16 protein-coding genes are annotated in these 18,955 nt (G+C 69.4%); 2 read left to right on the top strand and 14 right to left on the bottom strand.

The annotated features are described in order from the left end of the window. Positions 1–180 precede the first annotated feature (180 nt). From CH341_RS11805 to CH341_RS11755, 11 genes are all read right to left on the bottom strand, one after another. Positions 181–873 (bottom strand): 2-phosphosulfolactate phosphatase, encoded by a 693-nt coding sequence (locus tag CH341_RS11805; protein ID WP_111419230.1) that lies wholly within the window; start codon positions 871–873, stop codon positions 181–183. Positions 874–991: 118 nt separating this feature from the next. Further along, entirely contained in the window at positions 992–1,381 is a 390-nt protein-coding gene (locus CH341_RS11800) for an endonuclease domain-containing protein (protein WP_245431005.1), read from the bottom strand. Between the two features lie 117 nt (positions 1,382–1,498). After that, positions 1,499–4,498, bottom strand: a complete 3,000-nt coding sequence (ppdK, locus tag CH341_RS11795; RefSeq protein ID WP_111419228.1) for a pyruvate, phosphate dikinase — start codon at positions 4,496–4,498, stop codon at positions 1,499–1,501. A 243-nt stretch (positions 4,499–4,741) separates the two neighbouring features. After that, positions 4,742–6,832, bottom strand: a complete 2,091-nt coding sequence (gene glyS, locus CH341_RS11790) for a glycine--tRNA ligase subunit beta (RefSeq protein ID WP_111419227.1) — start codon at positions 6,830–6,832, stop codon at positions 4,742–4,744. A 6-nt stretch (positions 6,833–6,838) separates the two neighbouring features. After that, the gene (locus CH341_RS11785; RefSeq protein WP_111419226.1) at positions 6,839–7,369 is read right to left on the bottom strand and encodes an endonuclease domain-containing protein; all 531 of its coding nucleotides are present in this window, start codon (positions 7,367–7,369) and stop codon (positions 6,839–6,841) included. Between the two features lie 32 nt (positions 7,370–7,401). Beyond that, positions 7,402–8,340 (bottom strand): glycine--tRNA ligase subunit alpha, encoded by a 939-nt coding sequence (locus tag CH341_RS11780; protein ID WP_111419225.1) that lies wholly within the window; start codon positions 8,338–8,340, stop codon positions 7,402–7,404. A 176-nt stretch (positions 8,341–8,516) separates the two neighbouring features. Next, positions 8,517–8,714: a hypothetical protein gene (locus tag CH341_RS11775; protein WP_111419224.1), complete on the bottom strand. Its 198-nt coding sequence runs from the start codon at positions 8,712–8,714 to the stop codon at positions 8,517–8,519. Positions 8,715–8,771: 57 nt separating this feature from the next. Next, on the bottom strand, positions 8,772–9,692 hold the full coding sequence (locus CH341_RS11770) for a S49 family peptidase (RefSeq protein WP_111419223.1): 921 nt from the start codon (positions 9,690–9,692) through the stop codon (positions 8,772–8,774). A 502-nt stretch (positions 9,693–10,194) separates the two neighbouring features. Next, complete coding sequence (locus tag CH341_RS11765) at positions 10,195–11,007, bottom strand: tRNA1(Val) (adenine(37)-N6)-methyltransferase (RefSeq protein WP_111419222.1); 813 nt, start codon at positions 11,005–11,007, stop codon at positions 10,195–10,197. Beyond that, complete coding sequence (locus tag CH341_RS11760; RefSeq protein ID WP_111419221.1) at positions 10,997–11,227, bottom strand: putative signal transducing protein; 231 nt, start codon at positions 11,225–11,227, stop codon at positions 10,997–10,999. Before CH341_RS11760 ends, CH341_RS11765 begins: the two co-directional genes overlap by 11 nt. Then, the gene (locus CH341_RS11755) at positions 11,224–12,207 is read right to left on the bottom strand and encodes a glycosyltransferase family 2 protein (RefSeq protein ID WP_111419220.1); all 984 of its coding nucleotides are present in this window, start codon (positions 12,205–12,207) and stop codon (positions 11,224–11,226) included. Before CH341_RS11755 ends, CH341_RS11760 begins: the two co-directional genes overlap by 4 nt. A gap of 129 nt (positions 12,208–12,336) precedes the next feature. Between CH341_RS11755 and CH341_RS11750 the strand changes: the two genes are divergently transcribed. Together CH341_RS11750 and CH341_RS11745 are read left to right on the top strand one after the other, a co-directional pair. Beyond that, a complete protein-coding gene (locus CH341_RS11750) occupies positions 12,337–13,347 on the top strand; it encodes a polyprenyl synthetase family protein (protein WP_111419219.1) in 1,011 nt (336 codons plus the stop codon). A gap of 81 nt (positions 13,348–13,428) precedes the next feature. Next, on the top strand, positions 13,429–14,019 hold the full coding sequence (locus tag CH341_RS11745; protein ID WP_170149583.1) for a Uma2 family endonuclease: 591 nt from the start codon (positions 13,429–13,431) through the stop codon (positions 14,017–14,019). Positions 14,020–14,033: 14 nt separating this feature from the next. Here the strand turns inward: CH341_RS11745 and CH341_RS11740 are convergent, their stop codons facing one another. From CH341_RS11740 to CH341_RS11730, 3 genes are all read right to left on the bottom strand, one after another. Continuing rightward, on the bottom strand, positions 14,034–14,924 hold the full coding sequence (locus CH341_RS11740) for a 4-(cytidine 5'-diphospho)-2-C-methyl-D-erythritol kinase (RefSeq protein WP_111419217.1): 891 nt from the start codon (positions 14,922–14,924) through the stop codon (positions 14,034–14,036). Between the two features lie 153 nt (positions 14,925–15,077). After that, entirely contained in the window at positions 15,078–16,802 is a 1,725-nt protein-coding gene (locus CH341_RS11735) for a tetratricopeptide repeat protein (RefSeq protein ID WP_111419216.1), read from the bottom strand. Between the two features lie 389 nt (positions 16,803–17,191). Next, a complete protein-coding gene (locus CH341_RS11730; protein ID WP_210208262.1) occupies positions 17,192–18,859 on the bottom strand; it encodes an electron transfer flavoprotein-ubiquinone oxidoreductase in 1,668 nt (555 codons plus the stop codon). Positions 18,860–18,955: the final 96 nt, after the last annotated feature.

The raw sequence follows: 18,955 nt of genomic DNA, 5'->3' as shown, positions 1-18,955 counted from the left end.
TCGTCGCAGGCTCGTGTCGGCCCGCTTGTGCCGAACCCTCCCAAGCCGCACCGCGAATGTCCAGTGGGACGAACGGATGACGGGAGGAGCCGGTGGGCGATGCCTGTCCCCTTCCCTCTCCCCTCGTGGGAGAGGGAAAGAGCGGCTGGCCGCACGAAAGAAAGACAGAAATGCCGCCGGCTACGCCGTCTCCATCCGGGCCACCGGGCGGCCGTCCTCGCGGGTGACCCGGACGGCGAAGTCGTAGCGGCCGATGTCGAGGCAGATATCGAGATCGCCGGGATGCATGTGGGCGACCTCGGGATCGCGGAACTCGGCGATCTGGCCGCCGGCCAGGATCAGGTCGCGGGCCGCCGCGGCATCACCGGGCCGGCCCTCCAGGAGATTGCGCAGATGGATGGCGCAGACCTCGTCCTCGTCGGCCCGCGCCAGCCCGGCGCGACCCATGGCGACCAGACAGATGCGCTCCGGCCGCCCGGCCAGGACGGCCCGCGCCGTCGCCGGCGCCGTGACGAGCGCGCCGGCATAGAGCCGCTCGGCGCCGGCCAGCGCCGCGACGATGCCCTGGGTGCCGGCGCTGGTGCGCTGGATCACGGTGCGTCCGGCGACATCGACCTGCGACGCCTCGTAGGGAGAGTTGCCGAGATCGAATCCCGGCACCTTCACGGCGTCGACCTCGCCCATGCAGAGGCTGCCGACCCCGGCCTCACGCAGCGCGAACGCCTCCTCGACGCTCTCGGTCATGACGATCTTCTCGGCCCCCCGCGACAACACCACGGCCGCCGTGGTGAAGGCGCGGAACACGTCGATCACCACCACGGTGCCGTTCGCCCGCCGCGCGCCGTCGAGAAGACTGTCGAGAACGATGTGCACGGTCGGCCGTCCCTTCTGATGGCTCGAACACACTCTTCCATTGTCACGAAGCGGTGCCGGAGAGTCGAGGCGCTTCGGTTCCCCTCCCCCCGCGAGCGAAGCTCGTGGCGGGGAGGGGTCAGGGGTGGGGGGAACAGCGCTCGCCCGGATCGAGTGCGGTCGCGATGACCTCCAGCACACCATCGACATTGGCGAGGACATCATTGTTCCAGAAGCGCAGGACACGATAGCCCTGCGCCTCGAGATAGGCGGTTCGCGTCACGTCGTGAGTGGCGTTGGCGTCGGCCGCATGCTGCCCGCCGTCCAGCTCGATGACGAGGCGCGCAGCATGACAGGCAAAGTCCGCAAAATAGGGACCGATCGGCGCTTGGCGGCGCCAGTGCGACGCGCCCGGAGGAACCCGCCGGAGATGCCGCCAGAGCTTTCGCTCGGCGTCGGTCAGCTCACGGCGCAGGACTCGTGCGCGGTGAACCCGAGGGTCGACTGGACGGGAGTCGCGTGCGGACACGCCGTTTCCCCCCACCCCCGACCCCTCCCCGCCACTCGCTGCGCGAGCGGGGGGAGGGGAGACGGGCGTTGCGGGTCGGGGCCGAAGCCTCGACGTCTCATTCGCGCGGACCGCTCCTCACACCGTGCCGGACGCTCCGCCGCCGAGGGCGGCCTGGGCGGCGGCGAGGCGGGCGATGGGGACGCGGAAGGGCGAGCACGACACGTAGTCGAGCCCGATCTTCGAGCAGAACATCACCGAGGCGGGATCACCGCCGTGCTCGCCGCAGATGCCGGTCTTGAGCTTCTCCCGGGTCTTGCGGCCGCGCTCGGTGGCGATCTTCATCAGCTCGCCGACGCCTTCGGTGTCGATCGACACGAACGGGTCGATCTCCAGGATGTTCTTGGCCGTGTAGGCGCCGAGGAAGCTGGCGGCGTCGTCGCGGCTGATGCCGAAGGTGGTCTGGGTGAGATCGTTGGTGCCGAACGAGAAGAACTCGGCCGACTCGGCGATCTCGCCGGCGCGGAGCGCCGCGCGCGGCAGCTCGATCATGGTCCCGACCTGATACTTGAACCGGGTCTTGCTCTCCTCCATCACGGCCTTCGCCATGGCGTCGATGCGGGCCTTGACCAGGTCGAGCTCGGCCTTGGTGGCGATCAGCGGCACCATCACCTCGGGCACCACCGGCTCGCCGGTCTTCGCGGCCGCCTCCACGGCGGCCTCGAAGATCGCCCGCGCCTGCATCTCGGCGATCTCCGGATAGACGACCGCCAGACGGCAGCCGCGGAAGCCGAGCATCGGATTGAACTCGGCCAGCTCCTTGGCGCGGTCGGCGAGCTTCTTCGGGTCGGCGCCCATCGCCTCGGCCACCTCGGCGATCTCCTGCTCGGTGTGCGGCAGGAACTCGTGCAGCGGCGGGTCGAGCAGCCGGATGGTCACCGGCTTGCCCTTCATCACCTCGAAGATCTCGGCGAAGTCGCCGCGCTGCATCGGCAGCAGCTTGGCCAGCGCCTTGCGGCGGCTCGCCTCGTCGTCGGCCAGGATCATCTCGCGCACGGCGCGGATGCGGTCGCCCTCGAAGAACATGTGCTCGGTGCGGCACAGGCCGATGCCCTCGGCGCCGAACTTGACGGCGACGCGGGCGTCGTTGGGCGTGTCGGCATTGGTGCGCACCTTGAGCTTGCGGGCCTTGTCGGCCCACGCCATCAGGGTGGCGAAGTCGTCGGAGAGCGTCGGCTCCTGCATCGGCACGCGGCCGGCCAGCACCTGGCCGAGACCGCCGTCGATGGTGATCACGTCGCCCTTCTTGAAGACCTGGCCGCCCGCCGTCATGGTCCCGGCCGCGTAGTCGACCCGGATCGAGCCGGCGCCGGCGACGCAGGGCTTGCCCATGCCGCGCGCCACCACGGCGGCGTGCGAGGTCATGCCGCCACGCGTCGTCAGGATGCCCTCCGACGCGTGCATGCCGTGGATGTCCTCCGGGCTGGTCTCGACCCGCACCAGGATCACCTTGCGGTTCTGGGTCTTCAACAGCTCGGCCTCGTCCGAGTTGAAGACGATCTCGCCCGAGGCGGCGCCCGGCGAGGCCGGCAGGCCGGTGGCGATGATCTTGCGCTCGGCCTTGGGATCGATGGTCGGATGCAGGAGCTGGTCGAGCGACATCGGCTCGATGCGCAGCACCGCCTCGTTGCGGCTGATCACGCCTTCGCTGGCGAGATCGACGGCGATCTTCAGCGCCGCCTTGGCGGTGCGCTTGCCGTTGCGGGTCTGCAGCATCCACAGCCGGCCGCGCTCGACCGTGAACTCCATGTCCTGCATGTCACGGTAGTGCTTCTCGAGCTTGGTGTAGTACTTGACCAGCTCCTTGAACGGCTCCGGCATCGCCTGTTCCAGCGACGGCTTGTCGGAGCCCGACGCGATGCGGGCCGATTCCGTGATCTCCTGCGGGGTGCGGATGCCGGCGACGACGTCCTCGCCCTGGGCGTTGATCAGGAACTCGCCGTAGAGCTTGCGCTCGCCGGTCGACGGGTTGCGCGAGAAGGCGACGCCGGTCGCCGAGGTCTCGCCGAGATTGCCGAACACCATCGCCTGGACGTTGACGGCGGTGCCCCAGCTCTCCGGCACGTTGTTGAGCCGGCGATACGTGATGGCGCGCTGGTTCATCCAGCTCGAGAACACGGCGCCGATGGCGCCCCAGAGCTGCTCTTCCGGATCCTGCGGGAACGGCTTGCCGGTCTCGCGGATCACCCGCTCCTTGTAGCGGCCGATCAGATGCTCCCAGTCCTCCGCGGTCAGGTCGGTGTCGAGCGTGTAGCCGTGCTCGTCCTTGTGCTCGTCGAGGATCTCCTCGAAATGGTGATAGCCGACGTCGAGCACGACGTTCGAATACATGGTGATGAAGCGGCGATAGGAATCGAAGGCGAAGCGGCGATCGTTCGCCTGGGTCGCCAGCGCCTCGACGGTCTCGTCGTTGAGGCCGAGATTGAGCACCGTGTCCATCATGCCCGGCATCGAGGCGCGCGCCCCGGAGCGGACCGAGACGAGCAGCGGATCGGTCTTGTCGCCGAAGCGCTTGCCGACGATCGCGGCGACGTGGTCGAGCGCCGCGCGCACCTGCACGGCGAGCGTCTTCGGGTAGGTCTGCTTGTTCTGGTAATAGTAGGTGCAGACCTCGGTCGAGATGGTGAAGCCGGGCGGCACCGGCAGGCCGAGGCTCGCCATCTCGGCGAGATTGGCGCCCTTGCCGCCGAGCAGGTTCTTCATGTGGGTGGCGCCTTCGGCCTTGCCGTCACCGAACGTGTAGACCCACTTGCCCTTCACGGCGACCGGCGTCGGCGCCTTCACGGGCGGCTTGGCGGCGCCGGCCTTGACGACGCGCGCCGCGGGCTTCGCGGCGGCGGCCGGCTTGGTCGCCCGCGCGACCGGACGGACCGGCTTCGCGGCCGGCTTGGTCGCCGATTTGGAAACGGATTTGGAGACGGCCTTGACCTGCGGCTTGCCGCTGGACTTCGCAGCCGGCGATGGACGGCGCGCCGCGACGACCTTGCTGGCCGGCTTCGCGGCCGGCTTGGCGGTCTTTGCGGTCTTGGCCGCTGCCGCCGGCGCGCTTTTGGCGCGGGCCTTGGCGGCGACGTCCATCTTGCCCCGACCTGCAGCGGATCGCCCTCCCTTGGCGGTCGCTACGGGACGGCGCGGTGCTTTGCTCGACTTGGCCATGGATAGCTCCGGTGTGCGCTTGACGCAGAAGACTCCTCGGGCGGCGGGCGCAATCTGCACGCCTTGCCGGGGGTCGGTCCCTCCGGTCCTCGACGGACCTTGTCATCCGAACTGAAATCGTCCGGGTTTTGTGCTGCGCAGTGTCCACCGGCTGCGACGATTTTTCTAGCCCTCGATTCGGGAAAAATCCGCGACCGCGAGAGTCGCGGCGCGAATCCCGTCGAGCAGCCGCAAACGGTTCGCGCGAACCGCCTTGTCGTCGGCGTTCACCGTCACCTTCTCGAAGAACGCATCGACATGCGGACGCAGCGTGGCGATCGCGGCCATGGCGGCGGCGAAGTCCTCGCGCGCCACCGCGGCTTCGGCCTCGTGCTGGGCCGCCTCGATCGCCTGCGCGAGCTGCCGCTCCTCGGCATCCTGGAACAGGCCGGCCTCGACGGCGCCGCTGTAGCGGGTTCCGTCACGTTTTTCCTCAATGCGCAAAATGTTGGTCGCGCGCTTCACGCCGGCGAGCAGATTCTTGCCGTCCTCGGTGTCGAGAAATTTTGCCAAGGCCTCGACGCGACGGACGACGAGGACGAGATCGTCTTGTGCGGCGAGCGCCAGCACCGCGTCGACCAGATCGTGCCGGGCGCCCTGCTCGCGGAGCTGCACCTTCAGACGATCGGCGAAGAAGGCCAGGAGGTCGGCGTCGAATCCGGCTTCGGCTCCCTGCAGCTTTTCATTCAGAGAGCGCTGATGCGCTTGGATTATCGAGCTGAGATTGATCTGAAGCTTGTTGTCTAAGATCACCCTGATCACACCCAGCGCGGCGCGCCGGAGCGCATACGGATCCTTCGAGCCGGTCGGCTTCTCGTCGATCGCCCAGAAGCCCACCAGGATGTCGAGCTTGTCGGCGAGCGCCAACGCGACCGAGACCGGATCGGTCGGCACCCGGTCGGCCGGGCCCTGCGGCTTGTAGTGCTCCTCGCAGGCCGCGGCGACGGCCGCGTCCTCGCCCTGGGCCAGCGCGTAGTACTTGCCCATCAGGCCCTGCAGCTCGGGGAACTCACCCACCACCTCGGTGAGCAGATCGGCCTTGCAGAGCGTCGCGGCACGCCGGACTTTTTCCACGTCGGCGCCGACCAGCGGCGCCAGCTCCACGGCCAGCCGCTCGATGCGGGCGATGCGCTCGGCCTGCGTTCCGAGCTTCTCGTGGAAGACGATCTGGTCGAACTTCTTCAGCCGGTCCTCGAGCCGGGTCGAAAGATCCGTCTCGTAGAAGAACTTGGCGTCGGACAGCCGGGCCCGGATCACCCGCTCGTTGCCGGCGACGATCGCCTTGCCACCGTCGCTCGCCTCGGTGTTGGAGACCAGGACGAATTTCGGCGCCAGCGTCCCGGTCTTCGGGTCGCGCACCACGAAGCACTTCTGGTTCGCCCGGATGGTGGAGCGGATCACCTCGCCGGGGATTTTCAGGAACGCCGGGTCGAACGAGCCCATCAGCACCACGGGCCATTCGACCAGCCCCGCCACCTCGTCGAGAAGGCCCTGGTCCTCGACCAGCTCGTAGCCTTGGGCGAAGGCGAGCTGGCGGGCTTCGTGCAGAACGATGTCGCGGCGGCGCGCCGGATCGAGCACCACCTTGGCGTCCAGCAGCTTTTGGACGTAGTCGTCGTAGTGCTTCACCCGGAAGTCGCCGGGCGACAGGAAGCGGTGCCCTCGGGTGGTGTCGCCGGCCGCGATGCCGTCGACCGCGAACGGCACGATGTCGGGGTCCTCGGTCTCCGGTCCGAAGGTGGCGACGATGGAGTGCAGCGGCCGCACCCAGGTGAGGCGCCCGGAGCCCCAGCGCATCGACTTCGGCCACGGGAAGGTGCGCACCACGAGGGGCAGGATCTCGGCCAGGACGTCGATGGCCGGCCGCCCGGCCTTCTCCACCAGGGCGACGTAGAAGTCGCCCTTCTTGGGATCCTTCTGCACGGTCGCCTGGGCAATGTCGGTCAGGCCGGCGGACTTGAGGAATCCCTCGATCGCCTTCTCGGGGGCGCCGACGCGCGGCCCCTTCTTCTCCTCGCGGAGATCCGGCTGGCGGGCCGGAATGCCCTGCACGGCGAGCGCCAGGCGCCGCGGCGTCGCGAAGGCCGTCGCCCCCTCGTAGACGAGCCCGGCATCGACCAGCTTGTCGGTGACGAGCTTCTTCAGGTCGTCGGCCGCCCGCCCCTGCATGCGGGCCGGGATTTCCTCGGAGAACAGTTCGAAGAGAAGGTCGGGCATGATGGATCAGACTCGGCGGCGCCGTTCCCCTCCCCCCGCGCGCGCAGCGCGTGGCGGGGAGGGGTCAGGGGTGGGGGGCATCGGGCCGTTGCCCAGAGCCTGGGCGATCACGGTCAGGACACCCTCGATGTTGGCGAGGACGTCGTTATTCCAGAATCGAAGTACACGGTAGCCTTGCGCGGCGAGATACTCGGTTCGGACCGCATCGACGGCGGCCGCGGTGGCTTCGCCGTGCTGACCCCCGTCGACCTCGATCACCAGCCTACGCTCGTGACAGGCGAAGTCCGCGAAATACGGTCCGATCGGCGCCTGCCGGCGCCAATGCGACGAGGTCGGGGGAAGCCGCTTCAAGTGCCACCACAGTCTCTTTTCGGCTTCGGTCGGGACACGGCGCAGGGCACGGGCGAGGCCGGTGCGAGCGTCGATGCGCTTCGAATTTGCCTCTGCCGTCAAAGAGCCCCCCACCCCCGACCCCTCCCCGCCACGCGCTTCGCGCGCGGGAGGAGGGGAGCTGAAACGCCGTGCCCTCTCCGACATCACCGTCTCCGCAAGGAGGCGGGGCAATGGCCCTACCCCGCCCCGCCGGCCGCGGTGGCGAGCCAGGCGCCGCCGCAGGCTTTGGCGAGCTCACGCACGCGAAGAATGTAGCTCTGCCGCTCCGTCACCGAGATCACGCCGCGGGCGTCCAGGAGGTTGAAGACATGGCTCGCCTTGATGCACTGGTCGTAGGCCGGCAGGGCCATCAGGTGGCGCGTCTTCTTGCCGTCCGCCCAGCCGGCCTCGAGGTACTTGCGGCAGGCCTCCTCGGCCATCCCGAACTGCTTGAACAGCATGTCGGAATCGGAATGCTCGAAATTGTGACGCGAGTACTCCTGCTCGGCCTGCAGGAAGACGTCGCCATAGGTGACGCGCTCGGCGCCGTCGCGGCCGTTGAAGTTCAGGTCGTAGACGTTCTCGACGCCCTGGACGTACATGGCGAGGCGCTCGAGCCCGTAGGTCAGCTCACCCGCCACCGGCGCGCATTCGAAGCCGGCGACCTGCTGGAAATAGGTGAACTGCGACACCTCCATGCCGTCGCACCAGCACTCCCAGCCGAGCCCCCAGGCGCCGAGCGTCGGGCTCTCCCAGTCGTCCTCGACGAAGCGCACGTCGTGCAGCGCCGTGTCGATGCCGATGGCGGCGAGCGACTTCAGATAGAGGTCCTGCAGGTCGGGCGGCGACGGCTTCAGGATCACCTGGAACTGGTAGTAGTGCTGCAGCCGGTTGGGGTTCTCGCCGTAGCGGCCGTCCTTCGGGCGGCGCGAGGGCTGCACATAGGCGGCGTTCCAATGCTTCGGCCCCAGCGCCCGCAGCGTGGTGGCCGGGTGGAACGTGCCGGCGCCGACCTCCATGTCGTAGGGCTGCAGAATGACACAGCCCTGGTCGGCCCAATAGCGCTGCAGGGCGAGGATCAGGCCCTGGAACGAGCGTTCCGGCCGCATGTGCGGCGGCAGGTCGGAGTGAGGCATGGCGGCTCGCTTGGACGGTCATCGGCCGAGCCTCGCCGCATCATGGACATGTCGCGGTCGCGCCGGCCGGAGGCCGCGGGACCCTAAAGGCAGCGATTTGGGGGGTCAAGGCGAGGCGCGCGGCGCCCCGCGGATCGTCCGCCCCCGCCCGGCGGGCGAGGACGGAGCGAAGAGCCCTACTCCGGCCGGTAGACGCCGGTGCGCGGGTCGCGCCGAAGCTTGGGCAAGCGGGCCGGATCGACGGCCTCCACCGGGCGCATCTGCTCCAGCTCGTCGTTGACGCGCCGCCATTCCTTCATCAGCGCGCGGCCGAGTGCCGCCACGCCGAGCGCTGCGACGGTGGCGGCGATCATGGGCGGGAACACGAACGGCATTGCCGGTTCTCCTCTCGGCCCGCGGTTCTGCAGCGGCGCGGGCGGGCCGCTTCTCGGTCAGAGGCCGTAGCGGCCCCAGATGGCCCTGGTCTCCAGGGCCGAGATCGCATCGTCGGCCAGACTACGCGGGCCGGCGAAGCCGGGATCACCGGTCGCGCCCATCAGGCGCCGCGCCAGAAAGCCGCGCTCCGGCGAGACGAGCGGCGTCGTCACGTCCTTGCCGAAGCGCTCGCGCAGATAGGAGCGCAGGTCGCCGAGGCGATCGACCAGGCCGTGGCCGAGCGCCGTCGACGCCGTCCAGTACTCGCCCGAGAACAGGGTTTTTTCCGGGCCGGAGAGGCGGGCGCCGCGGCGCGAGCGCACCAGGTCGATGAAAAGCGCGTGAATTTCCGACTGGATCGCGCGGATGCGGGCGACGTCCTCGGGGTTCTCGGGGAGGAAGGGATCGAGCGAGGACTTGTTCTCGCCGGCCGTGTAGATGCGCCGCTCGACGCCGAGCCGGGCGATCGCCTTGTCGAAGCCGAAGGTCGCACCGATCACCCCGATCGAGCCGACGATCGAGGCCGGGTCGGCGACGATCTCGTCGGCCGCGCAGGCGATCATGTAGCCGCCCGAGGCGCCGACATCCTCGACGGCGGCGATGACGGGCAGCTCCTTCTCCTCGGCGAGCTGGCGGATCCGCCGGAAGATCAGATGCGACTGGGCGGCCGAGCCGCCCGGCGAGTTGATCAGCAGCGCCACCGCCTTGGCGCCCCGCATGGCGAAGGCGCGGTCGAGGCTGCGCGACAGGCCGGCGAGCGTGACGCCGGGCCGCAGCGGGGTCGACACGCCGATCACGCCGCTGATGCGGATCACCGGCACGAAGGCCGCGTCGGCGCGCCAGCGCCTCGGCAGCACGGGCGCCAGCCAGCGCCGCGCCCCGGCCACGATGTCGTGCGGAAAACCGCGGTCGGGCTCGCTCTTGCTCGGCTCCGTCATGTTGCTGTCGATCCTCCGCGGCAGTTTCGACGACGGGCGATTGAGTCGCCGCCGCGACGACAAGCCCGCCCGGGCCGATCGGGTTTCGCACCGCACCGGACCGGATCATAGAAGCGTGATGGACCGGTCGCGAGTTACGGATCGTTTACTCTTCGCGGCGTTGAGTGGAACGGCGCGACATGGTGGATCGAACCCTAACGGTGATCACGAGTCGGCGCACATCTTGCATTGCAGAGAACGACAACAGCATCCGTGCGTTGCATCGCCGCGCGGAGAGACCATCGACCGGAGCCCCCGCCATGGACATCAAGGTCCTGATCGTCACGACCCTGTTCGGCCTGATCGCGGTCCTCTACCACGTCGCCGACCGTCGCTTGGCGCGGTCAGACGAGAAATGGCGGGCCGAGAAGGCCTGACCGATCGTCCGAGGGCGCGAGAACGATGCTGCCGCAGGCACTGCCTGCACAATCCGCAAGCACATCGAGGTGATCGGGGCCGGCCGTCAGAGCGTGGCCAGCGGCAGGGTTTTGGCGTGCCTCAGAACAGCGTCCGCCTCGGCGGTCGGCCGCCCTGCCTCGTCGTTGAGCAAAAGTCCGGACCAGAGCGCGAACGGCGCCCGGCCGCCCTTGCTGGCGCGCACCAGGACCCGGATCGCCGGCTGGCCCGGCTTGCCGTGCACGGGCAGCACGGCGACGCTGCCGAACCCGTTCTCCAGGTGCAAGACGATGTCCGCGAGCCGGTCCGCCGGGTGGATCAGCGACAGCGTTCCGCCCGGACGAAGCAGCCGCTCCGCCGCAGCGATCCAGCTCCCGAGCAGGACCTCGTCGGCCACATGGGCACGCCGCCGGTCCGGATCCGGCGAGGCCGAGAGCCGGCGGCTGTCGTTGAAGGGCGGATTCATCAGCACCCGGTCGGCGCAGCCGGCCGGCAGCGCGGCCTCGGCGAACGCCCGATCGGGCGCCGCGACGTCGAGCCGCACGGCCGCGACCCGATCGCCGAAGCCGTTTCGCCCGGCATTCTCGCTCGCCGCCGCGACGAGCGCGGCGTCGATCTCGACCAGCGTCAACCGCAGCCCCGGCACCCGCTGCGCCAGCGCGAGGCCCGCGGCGCCGACCCCGGCGCCGAGCTCGACGGCATGCTCGCCCGGGACGGCCGGCGTCGCGGCGGCCAGCAGGATGGCGTCGTGGCCGAAGCGGTGGCCGCGCCTGGGCTGCAGCAGCCGCAGCCGCCCGCCCAATGCTCCGTCGTCGCTCCAGGCCTCGGCCGGGAAACCGTCGGGCCGGTCCGCCGGACCGGACGCGGCCTCAGGGCGCATCGGGGCGCAGCTCGTGGGCGAGGCCGGCGTCGCTCAGCAGCCGCCGCGCCTCCCTGATCCGCGGCTCCGCTACCAGGATGCGGCGGGGCAGGATGCCGATCGAGCCTTCCAGCACGCTCATGTTCTGATCGAGCACGATGTGCTCGATCCGGGCGCCATCGAGCAGCGCCACCACGGCCGAGACCAGGACGGGATCGTTGGTGCGCACGATCTCCTTCATCGGGAGGCGTCTCCTGCGGCATGGCGCGGCGGCTCGCCCGGCGCCGGCTGGGCCAGATAGGCGAGCAGCTTCATCTCGCGCCGCCCCCGCGTCACCGTGTCCAGGATCAGGCCGCAGGCGAAGGACAGGAAGGCCAGGATCATCAGACCGGTGGAGAGCAGCGCGGTGGGCAGCCGCGGCACCACGCCCTGCTCGAGATAGGTCACGATCACGGGCACGGAGAGGACGACCGACAGAAGCGCGAGCGCCCCGCCGACCCCGGAGAAGAACGGCAGCGGCCGTTCGACGCGGTACAGCTTGCCGATGGTCCGCAGGATGCGGAACCCGTCGCGCCAGGTGTTGAGCTTCGATTCCGAGCCGTCCGGCCGCGAGTAGTACGGCGTCGCCAGCTCGGCGACCGGCATGTCGAGCTCCAGCGCGTGAACCGTCAGCTCGGTCTCGATCTCGAAGCCGCCGGACAGCACCGGGAACGATTTCACGAAGCGCCGCGAGAACACGCGATAACCCGACAGCATGTCGGAGAACGAGGTGCCGAACATCCGCCGCACCACGCCGGTGAGCACCAGGTTGCCGAGCCGGTGACCGCGCCGGTAGGCGCCCGTCCCCTCCTCGACCCGCACCGCCACGAGCATGTCGAGGCGATCCGCCAGCAACCGCGCGATCATGTCGCGGGCACTCGGCCCATCATAAGTAGAATCCCCATCGACGAGGACATAGACATCGGCGTCCACGTCGCTGAACATGCGACGGACGACGTGGCCCTTGCCCTGCTGCGTCGCCCGGCGCACGACGGCTCCGGCCTCGCGCGCGGTGTCGGCGGTCCGATCCGTCGAATTGTTGTCGTAGACATAAACAGCGGCCTCGGGCAGCGCCGCGCGGAAATCGGCCACGACCTTTGCGATCGAAGCTTGCTCATTGTAACAAGGGACCAACACCGCGATCCGCGGGAGCGGCCCGACCGTCGCCTCACGCGGGTCCATCCGAACGACTGAACGCACTACCGTCCTCCTGCGGGCGACCGAGGGCGTCCCACCAGGGGAAAACACCGCACTTGCCCATGCACCGTAGCATTTCTATTGTCCCGGGTCCTTGATTTCGGAGAATCGGCTTTGGCCGTCGTTATTCCTTTCGAGTCTCATTCCGGCGCTTCCGTCGACCGTTTGGTGTCCCATGTGACCGCCGACATGGCCCGCGTCAATGCGGCGATCCTGTCGTGCACGGGCTCCGAGGTGACCATGATCCCGGAGGTCGCCAACCATCTCATCACGTCGGGCGGCAAGCGGCTTCGGCCGATGCTGACGCTGGCGATGGCGCAACTGTCCGGCTACCGCGGCGAAGGCCACGTCAAGCTCGCCGCCTCGGTCGAGTTCATGCACACCGCGACGCTGCTCCACGACGACGTCGTCGACGAGAGCGACATGCGGCGCGGCAAGCTCGCGGCGCGCATGCTGTGGGGCAACGAGGCCAGCGTGCTGGTCGGCGACTTCCTGCTCGGCCAGGCCTTCAAGCTGATGGTCGAGGTCGGATCGCTGCGCTCGCTGGAGATCCTCTCCAATGCCGCCGCCGTGATCGCCGAGGGCGAGGTGCGGCAGCTCGCCGCTGCCAAGAACACGGCGACGACCGAGGACGAGTATCTCGCGGTGGTGCGCGCCAAGACGGCCGAGCTGTTCGCCGCGGCTTGCGAGGTCGGACCGGTCATCGCCGAGCTGTCCAAGGCCGAGCAGGCGGCGTGCCGCTCCTTCGGCATGAATCTCGGCATCGCGTTCCAGCTCGTCGACGACGCGCTCGATTACGGCGGCAAGGCCGCCAAGCTCGGCAAGAACGTCGGCGACGATTTTCGCGAGGGCAAGATCACGCTACCGGTGGTGCTGGCGTTCCGGCGCGGCTCCGACCCCGAGCGCGAGTTCTGGCGCCGCACGCTGGAGACCGGCGAGATCAACGACACCGATCTCGAGCAGGCGATCGGCCTGATGGCCAAGCACCGGGCGCTCGACGACACCGTGACACGGGCCCGTCACTACGGCTCGATCGCCCGCGACGCGCTGGCGCTGTTCCCGGACTGCGAGATCAAGCAGGCGCTCGAAGAGGCGGTCGAGTTCGCGGTCGCCCGCACGCACTGAGGCGGCCGGCGGCCCGGCCCCCTGCCGGCCCCCGGCCGGCCCGGCGATGACGCTGGCGCCGGTTTCGGCTAGGCTGTCGCCATGACGATCCACCCCCCGGTGACGCGCACCACCACGGCAGCCGAAGGACTGCCGCGCTGGCGATTTACGGTCGACGAGATCCATCGGATGACCGAGCTCGGCATCTTCGACGAGCACGAGCGCATCGAGCTGATCGGCGGGGAGATCGTTCCGATGCAGTCGAAGGGTGGCCCCCACGAAATCCTCAAAACGTATCTGATGCTTCACTGGGCGAAGCGGCTGCCCGAGGATCTGCTCTTCACGACCGAGACGACCTTTCGCCTGTCGATCGACACCTTCCTGGAACCGGACTTCGTCTTCTACCCGAAGGCCGGCGGCTGGAAGGGCCTCGCGGCGTCCACGGCGCTTCTGGTCGTCGAGCTCGCCGATTCGAGCCTGCGCTACGATCTCGGCCGCAAAGCCGGCCTCTATGCCGGCTTCGGCATCGCGGAGCTGTGGGTGATCGATGCCGTGCGGCTCGTCACCCATGTCCATCGCCATCCCGGTCCCGAGGGCTACGGCTCGGTCCGCGAGGTCCCGGCCGATGCGCCGCTGGTGCCGGACGCAAGTCCGGCGCTCGCCGTCACGCTCGCGGATCTCGATCTGCGCTGAGTTTTTCCGCGGTGCTAACGCACCAGGGCGGTCGCCTGCACCCACCAGGACGGATGTGACGTGCCGAGCGTGAGCGCCGCGTCGGCGGCGGCGCGCGGATCGTCGAACAACGCGAAGCAGGTCGAGCCCGACCCCGACATGCGGGCGAGCCGGCAGCCGCGCAGGCGCGCGAGCAGCGCGATCAGCTCGCCGACGGCCGGCGCGATCCTGATCGCGGGCGCCTCGAGGTCGTTGCCGTTCTCGGCCAGATACTCGTAGAGCCCATCGGCGTCGGTCGGCAGGTCGGCGTCCGCGGTCGGCGCGCCGCGGCGTTCGCCCGGCGCGAGACCGAGCGCCACGAACACGTCCTTGGTGGAGAGCGGAAAGCCCGGTCCCACCAGCACGGCGAACAGCGGCGGCAGCGCGACCGGCGGCGACAGCACCTCGCCGACGCCGCGCATGATCCGCGGCGCGCCGGCGAGGCAGACCGGCACGTCGGCCCCGGCCTTCAGGGCGGCCTCGGCGAGCCGCGGGTCGTCGGCCGGCAGGCCGTTGACACGGGCGAGCAGCCGCAGCGCGGCCGCCGCGTCGGACGAGCCCCCGCCCAACCCGCCGCCCGCCGGAAGCCGCTTGATCAGGTCGAAGCCGCCGAGCGCCAGCCCGGGCACCCGCTCGGCCAGCAGGCGCGCCGCCTTGAGCACCAGATTGTCGTCGACCGGCCCGGCCTGTGTCGCCGTGGGGCCGGAGACCGCGAGCCCGTGTGGCACGCCCGGCCGCAGCGTCAGCCGGTCGCCGAGCGACGTGAAGGTGACGAGGCTTTCGAGCTCGTGATAGCCGTCCGGCCGCTTGCCGAGCACCCGCAGCGTCAGGTTCACCTTGGCGGGCGCGGTGTCTTCGAGGAGATCGGCGTCGAGCGTGGCGGTCATGCGTGGTCCCGGACCAGGCCTGCGGCGTTGGCGGGCGACGACCCGCGCAGCGACCGCAGACGGAACCACTCTTGTTCGCAAGATGGGTCGCCGGGTCAAGCCCGGCGACGGCACGGCAGCGGCGTCGTCATTGCCGTCGCGACCGTGACGCGCTCAGCCGCCGTTGTTGTCCGCGGGCTTCGGCTTCTCGGCGTCGGCGGCGGTCGAGGGCTCCTCGGCCATGCCGGTCTTCAGCTTCTGCTCGATCTTGCCGAGATCGTCGGGCTCCGGCTTGAGATCGCGGGCATGCGTCCACTGGAACTTCGCCTCGAGCTGGCGGCCGACCTTCCAGTAGGCGTCGCCGAGGTGATCGTTGATGGTCGGATCCATCGGCTTGAGCTCGACGGCGCGCTCGAGATGCTTGATCGCCTCGTCGTAGTTGCCGATGCGGTAATAGGCCCAGCCGAGCGAGTCGACGATGTAGCCGTCGTCGGGACGCTGGTCGACCGCCTTGCGGATCAGCCGCATGCCGTCGTCCAGGTTGACGTGCTGGTCGATCCAGGAATAGCCGAGATAGTTCAGCACGTGCGGCTGGTCGGGATAGAGCTCCAGCGCCTTCTTGAGATCGGCCTCGGCCTTCGCCCACTGCTTCGAGCGCTCGTAGCAGATGCCGCGGAAGTAGAAGATCATCCAGTTCGGCCGCGACGGATTCTTCACCAGGTCGATGGCCTTGCCGTAGACGTCGGCGCACTCCGCGTACTTCTTGCGGTCGCGCAGGATGTTGCCGAGCGCCAGGATGGCCTCGATGTCGTCGCCGTGCGCCGTGATCAGCTTGCCGAGCTGGGCGCGTGCCTCGTCGGTCCGCTCCAGCGAATCGAGATTGAGCGACATCTGGATGTCGGCGTTGCGGCGCAGCGGCGAGTCGGCCGGCACCCGCGAATAGACGCTGATGGCGAGCTCGGGCTTCTTCATCGCCTCGTAGAGATCGGCGAGCGACAGCAGCGCCAGGGCGTGATCGGGCTCCAGATAGAGCGAGAGCTGCAGATAGGCGAGGCCGCGATTGGCGAGGCTCAGCTCCTCCTCGCGGCGCGCCAGCGCGGCGCCGAGGCCGTACAGCGCCTCGGCTGCACCGGCCTGCGGGGTGTCGATCATGCGCGGAAGCTGCTCGCCCTTCTCCAGCGAGGCGATCGCGCCGCGGATCAGCGGATGGCGCGGCAGCGAGGCGTCGAAGGTCTGGAAGACCTTCAGGGCCTCGTCGCGCTGGCCGTTGCGCGACAGCCAGCCGCCCCAGGCCTGCACGACGCGCAGCGCCGAGGAATCGAGCTTGTAGGCCCGCTCGAAACGCTTGCCGGCTTCCTTCTTGTTGCCGGCGAGATCGTAGGCGAGGCCGGCATGCAGATCCTTGAAGATGCCGTACCAGTCGGGTCCGGACAGGCGGTCGATGGTGTCGACGGCGCTCTTGGTGTCGCCGGCGCCCTGCTGGGCCCAGGCGGCGAGCAGCGTCGCGATCAGGTCGCTCACCGGGCCGCGGGCGGCCTGAGTGAGCTGCGTGCGGGCCTGGCCGTACTGCTTCTGCTTGAGGCTGCGCACGCCGAGCACGAGGCGCACGTTCGGATTGCGAGCGTTACGGTCGGACTGCAGCAGGCGGTCGCCGATCTTCACGGCCTCGTCGATGTCGCCGTCGGCGAGCACCGCGTAGAACGCCGATTCGAGCAGGTCGGGATTCTTGGGGTCGCCGCGCAGCGCCGCTCGGTAGTAGGCCGAGGCCGACGCCGAATCGCGCCCGACGCTGGCGGCCCGCGCCGCCAGATAGTCGCCCGAGAGGCTGTTGCGGGACGGCCCGCGAACCGGTTCGCGTTGCGACACGGCCACTGCGGTCGAGGTCTGTGCCGCGACCATGCCGGGCAGGCTCGTGAGCAGGACAGCCGTAGCGGCGAGAGCCGCGGCTCGGATTGGCGACGCACGTCTCACGGCTGGCTCATCTCCTTGTGGACGAAGACCGTTGTTTCGGCCGCGCGTCCGGCACCCGCACCCGCTCGTCGTGCAACCGGCCTTCACGAGGGCCGACTCGGCACAACCCGGCGATCAGCCCGACACGTCATCCACGGCCGTACGCGGTGGCCGACAATGACCGGTTTGGCTGGCCCCCGCAAGAGATGCAGCGCCGCGGCGCGCCGTGAGACCAGCAAAGACCGCGCGAACGCGGCCGTTTGGCGGCGCGCCCATGGCACCCTCGTGGCGTCGGCCGGAATAGAGCCGCATCGGCTTCCGACCGGCGGCGCCGCGACTCACATGCTGGGATAGACCGGGCCGCCGCCGCCCTCCGGCGCGACCCAGGTGATGTTGCCGTTGGGATCCTTGATGTCGCACGTCTTGCAGTGCACGCAGTTCTGCGCGTTGATCACGAAGCGCATTCGCGCCTGCGGGCCGTCGTCCTCACGCACCCACTCGTACACGCCGGCCGGACAATACCGCCCGGAGGGTCCGGCGAAGACGTCGTATTCGGACGCCTTCTGCAGGCCGGGATCGGCCAGCAGCAGATGCACCGGCTGATCCTCCTCGTGATTGGTGTTGGAGAGATAGACCGAGGAGAGACGGTCGAAGGTGAGGACGCCGTCCGGCCGCGGATAGGTGATCGGGCGGCAGCTCGCCGCCGGCTTCAGGCAGGCGGAATCCGGCTTGCCGTGCGGGCGCGTGCCGAACAGCGAGAAGCCGAGCGTGTTGGTCCACATGTCCAAGCCGCCGAGGCCGATGCCGATGGCGGTGCCGAAGCGCGACCACAGCGGCTTGGCGTTGCGCACCTTCCACAGATCCTTGCCGATGTCGGAGCCGCGCCAGCCGGTCTCGTAGGCGGTCAGCTCGTCGCCGGCGCGACCCGCCGCGAGCGCCTCGGCGACGTGCTCGGCCGCCAGCATGCCGGACAGCATCGCGTTGTGCGTGCCCTTGATGCGCGGCACGTTGAGGAAGCCGGCGTCGTCGCCGATCAGCACGCCGCCCGGGAACGCCACCTTGGGCACCGACTGCCAGCCGCCTTCGGCGATGGCGCGCGCGCCGTAGCCGATGCGCTTGCCGCCCGCGAAGGTGTCGCTCACCAGCGGATGCGTCTTGAAGCGCTGGAATTCGTCGAACGGCGACAGATAGGGATTTTCGTAATTGAGGTGCAGCACGAAGCCGACCGCGACCAGGTTCTCGCCGTAGTGATACAGGAACGAGCCGCCGCCGGTCTTGTTGTCGAGCGGCCAGCCGAAGGTGTGCTGCACCAGGCCGGGCTGGTGCTTGTCCGGCGCGACCTGCCAGAGCTCCTTGATGCCGATTCCGAACTTTTGCGGCTCGCGGTCGCGGCAGAGATCGTATTTCGCCAGCAGGCGCTTGCCGAGATGACCGCGCGCGCCCTCGGCGAACAGCGTGTACTTGGCCCGCAGCTCCATGCCGCGCGTGAACGTGTCCTTGGGCTCGCCGTCGCGGCCGATCCCCATGTCGCCCGTGGCGACGCCGACCACCTCGCCGTTGTCGCCGAACAGCACCTCGGAGGCGGCGAAGCCCGGATAGATCTCGACGCCGAGCGCCTCGGCCTTGCCGGCCAGCCATTTGCAGACGTCGCCGAGCGACACGATGAAGGCGCCGTGATTGTTCAGGAGCGGCGGCATCAGGCGGTTCGGCAGCCGCACGGCGCGCTGGCCGAACAGCATGTAGAAGCGGTCGTCCGCGACCGGCGTCTTGATCGGCGTGTCCTCGCTGCGCCACTCCGGCAGCAGCCGGTCGATCGCCACCGGATCGATGCAGGCGCCCGACAGGATGTGGGCCCCGACCTCGGCGCCTTTCTCGACGACGACGACGGAGGCGTCGGGCGCGACCTGCTTGAGACGGATCGCGGCGGCCAGACCGGCGGGCCCGCCGCCGACGATCACCACGTCGAATTCCATCGCCTCGCGGGCGGGCAGTTCTCCGGACATCACGTCACCCCGGTTCGATCGGCTCGGTGGTGCGGACGATGTCGGTCTGCACCTGCTCGGTGGTGAGCGTCGCCGGAATCACGTCCTGGGCCCAGGAAT

It is taken from the genome of Rhodoplanes roseus (genome assembly GCF_003258865.1).
Lineage (GTDB): Bacteria > Pseudomonadota > Alphaproteobacteria > Rhizobiales > Xanthobacteraceae > Rhodoplanes > Rhodoplanes roseus.
The sequence above is the reverse complement of the archived record's forward strand: the minus strand, read 5'-3'. Positions and strand labels throughout refer to the sequence as shown.

What these genes read in the sequence shown, in the direction of transcription:
- CH341_RS11755 (WP_111419220.1), bottom strand. Translation starts at nt 12,207, where the DNA reads ATGGACCCGCGTGAGGCGACGGTCGGGCCGCTCCCGCGGATCGCGGTG.
- CH341_RS11770 (WP_111419223.1), bottom strand. Translation starts at nt 9,692, where the DNA reads ATGACGGAGCCGAGCAAGAGCGAGCCCGACCGCGGTTTTCCGCACGAC.
- CH341_RS11780 (WP_111419225.1), bottom strand. Translation starts at nt 8,340, where the DNA reads ATGCCTCACTCCGACCTGCCGCCGCACATGCGGCCGGAACGCTCGTTC.
- ppdK (WP_111419228.1), bottom strand. Translation starts at nt 4,498, where the DNA reads ATGGACGTCGCCGCCAAGGCCCGCGCCAAAAGCGCGCCGGCGGCAGCG.
- CH341_RS11765 (WP_111419222.1), bottom strand. Translation starts at nt 11,007, where the DNA reads ATGCGCCCTGAGGCCGCGTCCGGTCCGGCGGACCGGCCCGACGGTTTC.
- glyS (WP_111419227.1), bottom strand. Translation starts at nt 6,832, where the DNA reads ATGCCCGACCTTCTCTTCGAACTGTTCTCCGAGGAAATCCCGGCCCGC.
- CH341_RS11740 (WP_111419217.1), bottom strand. Translation starts at nt 14,924, where the DNA reads ATGACCGCCACGCTCGACGCCGATCTCCTCGAAGACACCGCGCCCGCC.
- CH341_RS11760 (WP_111419221.1), bottom strand. Translation starts at nt 11,227, where the DNA reads ATGAAGGAGATCGTGCGCACCAACGATCCCGTCCTGGTCTCGGCCGTG.
- CH341_RS11785 (WP_111419226.1), bottom strand. Translation starts at nt 7,369, where the DNA reads ATGTCGGAGAGGGCACGGCGTTTCAGCTCCCCTCCTCCCGCGCGCGAA.
- CH341_RS11775 (WP_111419224.1), bottom strand. Translation starts at nt 8,714, where the DNA reads ATGCCGTTCGTGTTCCCGCCCATGATCGCCGCCACCGTCGCAGCGCTC.
- CH341_RS11745 (WP_170149583.1), top strand. Translation starts at nt 13,429, where the DNA reads ATGACGATCCACCCCCCGGTGACGCGCACCACCACGGCAGCCGAAGGA.
- CH341_RS11735 (WP_111419216.1), bottom strand. Translation starts at nt 16,802, where the DNA reads ATGGTCGCGGCACAGACCTCGACCGCAGTGGCCGTGTCGCAACGCGAA.